This window comes from Bradyrhizobium sp. P5_C11_2, assembly GCF_054049755.1.
The window spans coordinates 1-8412 of sequence record NZ_JBFULT010000336.1; the positions used below are offsets into that span (position 1 = coordinate 1).

An 8412-nucleotide genomic window follows, 5' to 3' on the forward strand; every position below is an offset into this window, starting at 1 on the left:
CGACAATTCACGCGCGCGGGTTTCCTTCGCGGGGTCCGTCATGATCTCGTCGGGCTGCACGGCATAGGCCGCGGGCCAGGCCAGCAGCATCATCGCGACAATCGCCAGCACCATCCGACGCATCGGTTCACTCCGCCGGCTGGAGGCGTTGCTTGGCCCGCGCCGGTTTCGGCGCGCCGACCCGCAAGCGCCGGTCGGACAGCGAGAGCATGCCGCCGAACGCCATCAGCACCGGTCCCCACCAGATCAGCAGCACCAGCGGCTTGTGATAGATGCGCACGGCGATTGCGCCCTCGGCGGTGGCGTCGCCGAGCGAGACATAGAGCTGGCTTGCACCACGCGTCAGCAGCGCGGCCTCCGTGGTCGACGAGCCGCGGGTGGTGAAGCTGCGCTTGGACGGCGTCATGACGCTGAGCGTCTCGCCGTCACGGCTGACGTTGAACTCGGCGATCATCTCGCGGTAGTTGGGGCCCTGGCGCTGAAACAGCCCGTCCAGCTTCAGATCGTAGCCGGCGATGTGGGCGACGTCGTTCTGCTTCATCGTCGCGATGTATTCGCTGTTCCAGGTGGTCTCGCAGACGATCCCGATCAGCGCGACGCCGAGCCCTGCATGCGCGAACACCGAGCCCCAGGTCGAACGCGGCAGGCCGCGGGCGCGATGCAGCGTCGTTGCGAATGGCAGGCGAAACAAGCCGGTTCGTTCGGCCAGATCCGTCGCTGCACCGGCGATGACGAAGACGCCAAGCCCGATTGCCAATGGCGCCAGCGCACTGCCGCCACGCGTCCAGGCCCAGACGATGGCGATTACAACGAGGCTGGCAACGCCCGCCGCGAGCAGCCGCTGGGTGACGCCGAGCAGATCGCCCCGCTTCCACGCCAGCATCGGCCCGAACGGCACGGCGAGCAGCAGCAGTGTGAACAGGGGCACGAAGGTGAGGTTATAGAACGGCGCACCGACCGACATCTTGAAATCGGCAAGCACTTCCATCGCCAGCGGATAGAGCGTGCCGAACAGCACGACGGCGCAGGCCACGGTGAGCAGCAGATTGTTCAGCACCAGCGCGCCCTCGCGCGAGATCGGCGCGAACAGGCCGCCCTGCTTCAACGCGGTCGCGCGTCCAGCGAACAGCGACAGGCTGCCGCCGATGAACAGGCAGAGGATCAGGAGAATGAACACGCCGCGGGTCGGATCGGTGGCAAAGGCGTGCACCGAGGTGATGACGCCCGAACGCACCAGGAAGGTGCCGAGCAGCGACAGCGAGAAGGTCAGGATCGACAGCAGGATGGTCCAGACCTTCAGCGCATTGCGCTTCTCCATCACCAGCGCCGAGTGCAGCAGTGCGGTGCCGGCGAGCCACGGCATCAGTGAGGCGTTCTCGACCGGGTCCCAGAACCACCAGCCGCCCCAGCCGAGCTCGTAATAGGCCCAATAGGAGCCMATCGCGATGCCGAGCGTCAGGAATATCCAGGCGACCAGCGTCCACGGACGCACCCAGCGCGCCCAGGCCGCATCGATGCGACCCTCGAGCAGCGCCGCGATCGCGAAGGAGAACGAGATCGAGAAGCCGACATAGCCGAGATAGAGCATCGGCGGATGCACAGCGAGGCCGATGTCCTGAAGCACCGGGTTGAGATCGCGGCCCTCGATCGGCGGATTGGCGATACGTAGGAACGGGTTCGAGGTCACCAGGATGAAGAGATAGAAGGCGCTGGCGATCCAGGCCTGGACTGCGAGCACATGCGCGCGCAGCGACAGCGGCAGATTGTTGCCGAACGCCGCGACCAGCCCGCCGAACAGCGCCAGGATCGACACCCACAGCAGCATCGAGCCTTCATGGTTCCCCCACACGCCGGTGATCTTGTAGATCAGCGGCTTCATCGAATGGGAGTTCTCGTAGACGTTGGCGACGGAGAAATCCGAGTTCACGTGCAGTATCACGAGGGCCAAGAACGAGGCCCCGACGAACAAAAGCTGCGCCAGCGCGGCGGAGCGCGCCACGTTCATCAGGCCAACGTCGCGCAAGCGTGCACCGATCAGCGGCACGATCGACTGGATCAGCGCCAGCGCGAGYGCGAGCACCAGCGCGTAATGTCCGGATTCCGCGATCAACGCACTGCTCCCTGCGGGTTGCCCTGCGCGGTCGTCGCCGCAGGCTTTACGCTATCCGAAGCCTTGGCGCCGTAATCGTCCTTCCAATGCCCCTGCTTCTTCAGGGCATCGGCGACGTCCTTGGGCATGTAAGTCTCGTCGTGCTTGGCAAGCACGGTGTCGGCCTTGAACACGCCGTTGGCGTCGAGCGCGCCTTCGGCGACGACACCCTGCCCTTCGCGGAACAGGTCGGGCAAAATGCCCTTGTAGGCGACCGGCAGCTTGGCACCGCCGTCGGCGACTTCAAACGTCACCGCGAGATTGTCGCCGCGCTGGAGCGAGCCGGGCTGCACCAGGCCGCCGAGGCGAAACCGCTTGCCGGGCGCAACGTGCTTCTCGGCGACCATGGTCGGGGTCGAGAAGAACACGATGGAATCGCGAAGTGCGTTGAGCACCAGCGCGGCCGCGAGCGCGAGCACGGCGAGCGAGCCGCCGATAATGGTCATACGTCGCTGCTTGCGGGTCATGGCGTATCCGTTCTCGGCTCGTCTCGTCCCAAAATCGTCATCCGTCGAGCCCGAGCGTCTTGAGACCTTCGTTGAGCTGGCGCAGCCGCTCGGCGTCGTTGGCGACCGCCTGACGCGCGTCGGTCGAGGCGCCCCTCGCCTTGTCGCGCTCGCCCATCACGAGATAGGCGCGCACCAGGCGCAGCCAACCCTCGACGTCATCGCCGTTCTGCTTCAACCGCGTGGCCAGACGCTCGACCATGCCGCGCACCATGGCGCCGCGATCGCCCTCGCTCATGTCCTTGGACGCAGCGATCGTCTCGTCCGACAGCGCCGGCAGCCCGCCGCCGCCGGCCCTTGCGAGCGCGGATTGCACCAGAGGCCGCCACGGCGCATCCGCCGGCGCTTTGGCAAGCAGCGCGCGCCAGATCGTGGCCGCATCGTCCTTGCGGCCGTCCTGCTCGGCGGCGAGCCCGAGGAAGTAGTTCGCCTTGGGATCGTCGGCGTCCAGCGCACGCGCGCGCTCGAATTCGGCCTTGGCTTCCGCGGTCACCACGCCGCCGGCGGCAGCCGACAGCGCCTCGCCGAGGTTGGACCTGCGTTCCGCGCTCTCGCCGTTGTAGGTGAGCGAGTTACGGTAGGCGCGCGCCGCATCATCGAAGCGGCCGAGCCGCTCCAGCACCGGCGCGAGCACGTTCCAGCCGCGCCCATCGGTCGGATTCTTTTCCAGATGTTGCTCGACCTGCACGACAAGGGTCTCGAGCGACCGCGCCATGCCGGACCCTGACCCGCGCTCGCGCTGCGCCAGCGGAAAGTCCTGAAGCATGGGCGAACCGAGCGGCATGTAGACGCCGATCGCGACGAGCGGCAGGCCAACGAGCGCCAGCACGGCCGCGGCGCGGCGCCATTTGAGACTCGACTTCGACGCCGGCGCGGGCTCATGGCCGGCCGCGGCGAGCAGCCTGCGGCTGATCTCGACGCGTGCGGCCTCGGCTTCCGGTGCCGCGATCAGCCCTGCGCCGAGATCGCGCTCGAGCTCGGCCAACTGGTCCTTGTAAACCGCGACCYCGCTGCCCTGAATTTGAGTGTCTTGATCTTGAGCGTCTTGGGTCTCAGCGTCGCGGCCTTGCGCGCGCACGCCGCGGCCGAGCGGCCAGAGCACGGCGAAGATCGCCGCGACCGTCATCAGCGCGAACACGAACCATAGCGTCATCAGGCAAGCTTCCGGCGGCGCGCGAGCCGCGCCCACAGGTGGCTTTACACCACGGCTGGACGATGCGGCAATTGACAATTGTCAATTTGCCGCGACCCGATGCCGTCTCGAAATCGTGGAAATCCAACGGCTTAGTGTATCTCGAAGTCTACACTCTGGGCGGCGTCCTCGCCGTGCCCGTTGATGGCCTTCAGGAAGTACGTTCCCGGCCGGATCGCATCCGGCAATCTGATGCGCAACGCGCCAACGGGAACCGGCGACGCGATCGTCGTGGTCGTCTCCGGAAACTGCCGACCGCTTCCCTTTTCGACCAGCACCACCTTCGCCCTGACCATCAATCTCTGGTACTTCGCCACGATTACGCGGTTCTCGATTTCAACGAAGCTGATAAGTGGTTTCATGCGCCCACAGATAGAAATTCCCCGGACCGGCACGTCGACCGTAGGGCTCGCCACCGGCATCGTCAACCACAAATTGTGATCACGAAAATATGCGCTTGGATCAACTTGCGCGCGACGATTTGCGCTCGCCGGTCAGCGCGTTTTCCGCGGCGCGGCTCATCAGCGAGGCGTAATCGTCACCGAACAGCAACTGGCAGAAACGAATCGCGGCCTGCACCTGCTGCTGCCGATAGGTGCGGACCTTGTGATCGGCCGCGCGCAGCGACTGCACCAGCTGCTCGGTCGAGCGCTCCACATATTGCTGGAGGTCGGAATAGGTGCGCAGCGTCACCTCGTTGATCGCAAGCTCGCTGGCATAGTTGCGGCAGGTTGCGACGAAGTCGATCAGCGCCGCGGTCTCCTCCACCTCGGTGCTGTCGATCCGCGCCCCCGGCGGAATGTCCTTCTCGGGACGCTGGCGCAGGATACGGCGAACACGGCCGGGAACGCTGTCGATCTCGGACTGGAGCGCATTGGAGATGTCGGCCCGGATCGAGGTCAACTGCTTGCCCCAGGCGGAATCGTTGCGCAGATCGAGCTCGGTGCGCAGGCCGCGCACGCCGTCGTGCAGCGCCTTGAGATTGTCGGCGACGTTGTCGAAATAGCTGCGCTTGATGTCCATGCGCAGGATGGCGGCAACGCAGGACAAATCGTGCAGGGCGATGGTGACGGCGACGCCATAGGGCGTTGCCGCGACGCGGATCTCGTCGTCGGACGCCGCAATCTTGATGGCGAGGCGGATGATCTGCCACGGCGCGGTCATCCGCTGCACCACCATCGACAGCGCGAAGGGCAGCATCTGCGGCGTCTGCAGCGCCGGAATGTTGAGCGCGGCCATCACCGAGGCGATCTGGGAATCGCCGAAGGCGCGCAGGAAGCGCGGCAGCTTTTCGTTCAGGGTGGCGATGGCCTCGCGAACCGCAAGCACCGCCCCGGTCGAATACAGATCCTCGATCACGTTGGGCGGACCGACGCGGGCGAGCGCGCGCGACTTGTCGCCGCCGCCGGGCCCGGTCAGCGCGAAGATGGCGTCCGCGGCGACGGCCTGGAGCTTCTGCGCCAGGGCTTCGACCTGCCCCGCACTGTCCGCCACCGGCATGCGCGCCAGCGCGGCCTCGAATTCATTCACCTTGTCCGGGGCACCGTCGCGGCCGAGCCATTGCCAGATCGGCAATAGCGAGGACCGGCGGATCTGTCCGACCCGGATCGGCGCGCCGGCCTCGACCAGAAACGGTTCCAGCACCTGGAACAAGAGCCGCGACAGATCGTCGGTGCGCGGCGCGGGGGCCTCGTCGGCTTCCGTCTTGCGCACGATCTTGCGCAGCTGCTCGAGCACGAGGGTCGCCACCGCCGTGTCCTGGCCACGCTCCAGCGCACGCTCGAACTCCCGCATCAGCAGCGCCTGCGATTGCGGCGGGAGCTGCGCGAGATATTCCCTCAGCCGCTCGATCGATGTCTGGCTCATGCGCCCGGGTAATGCACGGTAAAGTGGCGGACATGGGATGCGTCCGGGCGCGATCATAGGGGCGCGCGCCTTAAGAAGCCGTTGAGGAAGTCGCGCCGAATGCCCCCGATTTCCTCCCGGGCGTCGCCCGCCAAGGCGAAAAGCCATGCCGGAACAAAGGATTATATTCCGGGGAGGCCCAGCTCGGCCCGCAGCCCTCCGATCGGCGCGCTGCCGAGCGAGAGGCTGCCGCCGTAGAGCGCGGCGAGGTCGACCACGATGGAAAGGCCGAGCCCGGAACCGGGCTTCGACTCGTCGAGCCGCTGCCCGCGCCGCGAGACCTGGGCCCGCTCGGTCTCCGACAGCCCGCGGCCGTCGTCATCGACGATGATCCGCAAGCGCGGACCTGCGCCCGCCTGGTGCGGCGCCTCCACCAGGACCTCGATGAAGACGTGCGAGGCGGCCCATTTGCAGGCATTGTCGACGAGGTTGCCGACCATCTCCTCCAGGTCCTGCCGCTCGCCCCGGAATTTTGCCGACGGATCGGCCTTGGCCTCGACGACGATACCGCGGTCGCGATGGATCTTCTCCATGGTCCGCCGCAGCGCCTCGATGGCGGGTGCAACCTCCGTCACGGTCGCGACCACCGAGACCCTCGCCGCGATACGGGCGCGCTCCAGGTGATGGGCGACCTGATCGCGCATCACGTCGGCCTGCTCCATGACCTTTGCGGCGAACGGGTCGGCGGCGTGCACGCCGGCCTCGTTGACGATGACCGAGAGCGGCGTCTTGATCGCATGCGCGAGATTGCCGACATGGGTGCGGGCCCGCTCGACGATCTCGCGATTGGCGTCGATCAGCGCGTTGGTCTCGCGCGCCAGAGGTGCGATCTCGACCGGGAATTCGCCCTCGAGCCGCTCCGCCCGGCCGGAGCGGATGTCGGCAATCGACTCCGAGATGCGCTTGAGCGGTGCGAGGCCGAAGCGGACCTGGAACACCGTGGTCAACAGCAGCACGATGCCGAGCGCGGTGAATGTGCCGCCGAGATAGTAGTCGAAGCTGCGCGTCTCGTCGAAAATCTCGGTATCGTCGCCAGCGACGCTGACGAGATATTTGCCGTCGCCGCCGAGATCGACCGGCCGCTCCACCATCCGCAGGTTCTGGCCCTCGGGCCCGTCGACATAAGCGAGCCGGATGCCGGCAGCTGTGAGCTCGGAGCCCTGCTCTTCCAGCTTCGGCAGCTTCTTGTCCCAGAGCGAGCGCGACGAGCGCACCTCCGGCTTTTCGGTGTCGGTCCGCGTGATCTGCCAGTACCAGCCGGACAGCGGCAATTCGAACAGGGGCTCGCCGAGCGACTGGAACTGGCGGTCCGGCGGCTCGTCGGGGGTGGCGACCTCGGCGATCAGTGTGCGCAGATAAAGGTTGAGCCGGCGGTCGAAGGCGCGCTCGGTGGCGTTCTTGTAGACCGATGACAGCACCACGCCGGTGATGGCCAGGATCACCACCAGCCACGCGGTCGCCGACAGGAACAGTCGGTTGGCAAGCGAGCTAGCGGCCATCGGAAGGATCCCGGAAAGCGCAGGATGTCGGGTCGTCGGAGGTCATGACCGGACCAAGGCCCCCTGTTCGGCCTCCCGTCAAGCCCGAGAAGGCCTCAAGCGCCCGGAGCGGGCGGCGGGGTCAGGAGATAGCCGAGGCCACGGACGGTCTGGATGATGTCGACGTCGAGCTTCTTGCGGATGCGGCCGACGAACACCTCAATCGTATTGGAGTCGCGGTCGAAATCCTGGTCGTAGAGGTGCTCGACCAGCTCGGTGCGCGAGACGACGCGCCCCGAATGGTGCATCAGGTAGGCCAGAAGCCGATATTCGTGCGAGGTCATCTTCACAGGATTGCCGGAGACGCTGACCCGGCCGGTCCTGGTGTCGAGCGTGACCGGGCCGCAGCTCAGCTCGCTCTGGGCATGGCCGGTCGAGCGGCGCAGCAGCGCGCGGATGCGCGCCAGCACCTCCTCCAGATGGAACGGTTTTGCGACGTAGTCGTCGGCCCCGGCGTCGAACCCCTGGACCTTGTCGCTCCAGCGGTCGCGTGCGGTCAGGATCAGGACCGGCATGGTGCGGCCGTTGCGGCGCCAGGCCTCCAGCACCGAGATGCCGTCCTTCTTCGGCAGGCCGATGTCGAGCACGACGGCGTCGTAGGGCTCGTTGTCGCCGAGATAATGCCCTTCCTCGCCGTCAAAGGCGCGGTCGACGACGTAGCCGGCGTCGGTCAGGGCCTTGGTGAGCTGGCGATTGAGATCGGGGTCGTCCTCAACAACGAGCAGGCGCACGCTTCTCTCCAAAGATAGGCTGCAGGACAGGCAGCATGATCGACCGCCACAGATGATCAATTCCGGCGTGAACTGAATATGAACGCAGGGAACCGCGGAATGTTACTTTTTGGTCATATACGCTCTGCCACGCACCGACGCGATTGCGCCCGCCAGGCCACCGGACGAGCCGGCGGCGTGGCGGGCGCAATGTGCCGCGTTATGCGGTGAGTCGGAAGGTCCAGACTTCGCCGTCAGGTCCGGAAGAACACGAACCAGACCACGGCGAGGATCAGGATCGCAAGCCCGGTCGAGATGGCAAGCAGCGCCGCCACCGACGGTCCCGGCTCGCCCTGGCGTGCCTCGGTCGCGGTTTCGACGATCTGACGGTGGTCTCGCGTGGTTGCCATGG

General features: G+C 66.5%; 7 protein-coding genes and 1 pseudogene. All 8 read right to left on the reverse strand.

Annotation, left to right across the window (positions count from 1 at the left end):
* Nucleotides 1-123, reverse strand: a pseudogene (locus ACXJL8_RS26460) (cytochrome c-type biogenesis protein CcmH); the annotation flags it as partial.
* Between the two features lie 4 nt (nucleotides 124-127).
* Entirely contained in the window at nucleotides 128-2110 is a 1983-nt protein-coding gene (locus ACXJL8_RS26465) for a heme lyase CcmF/NrfE family subunit (protein WP_456685867.1), read from the reverse strand.
* Nucleotides 2107-2616, reverse strand: a complete 510-nt coding sequence (gene ccmE / locus ACXJL8_RS26470) for a cytochrome c maturation protein CcmE (protein ID WP_456623638.1) — start codon at nucleotides 2614-2616, stop codon at nucleotides 2107-2109. Before ccmE ends, ACXJL8_RS26465 begins: the two co-directional genes overlap by 4 nt.
* Before the next feature lie 37 nt (nucleotides 2617-2653).
* Nucleotides 2654-3808 carry a c-type cytochrome biogenesis protein CcmI gene (gene ccmI / locus ACXJL8_RS26475; protein ID WP_456685868.1) on the reverse strand — a complete coding sequence of 385 codons (1155 nt, stop codon included), beginning with the start codon at nucleotides 3806-3808 and terminating at the stop codon, nucleotides 2654-2656.
* 131 nt (nucleotides 3809-3939) lie between these two features.
* Nucleotides 3940-4209 (reverse strand): hypothetical protein, encoded by a 270-nt coding sequence (locus tag ACXJL8_RS26480; protein WP_456623649.1) that lies wholly within the window; start codon nucleotides 4207-4209, stop codon nucleotides 3940-3942.
* 100 nt (nucleotides 4210-4309) lie between these two features.
* Nucleotides 4310-5713 (reverse strand): hypothetical protein, encoded by a 1404-nt coding sequence (locus ACXJL8_RS26485; protein WP_456623640.1) that lies wholly within the window; start codon nucleotides 5711-5713, stop codon nucleotides 4310-4312.
* A gap of 161 nt (nucleotides 5714-5874) precedes the next feature.
* A complete protein-coding gene (locus tag ACXJL8_RS26490) occupies nucleotides 5875-7251 on the reverse strand; it encodes an ATP-binding protein (protein ID WP_456623641.1) in 1377 nt (458 codons plus the stop codon).
* Nucleotides 7252-7346: 95 nt separating this feature from the next.
* Nucleotides 7347-8021, reverse strand: coding sequence for a response regulator transcription factor (locus tag ACXJL8_RS26495; protein WP_011085905.1), 675 nt, complete (start codon nucleotides 8019-8021; stop codon nucleotides 7347-7349).
* Nucleotides 8022-8412: the final 391 nt, after the last annotated feature.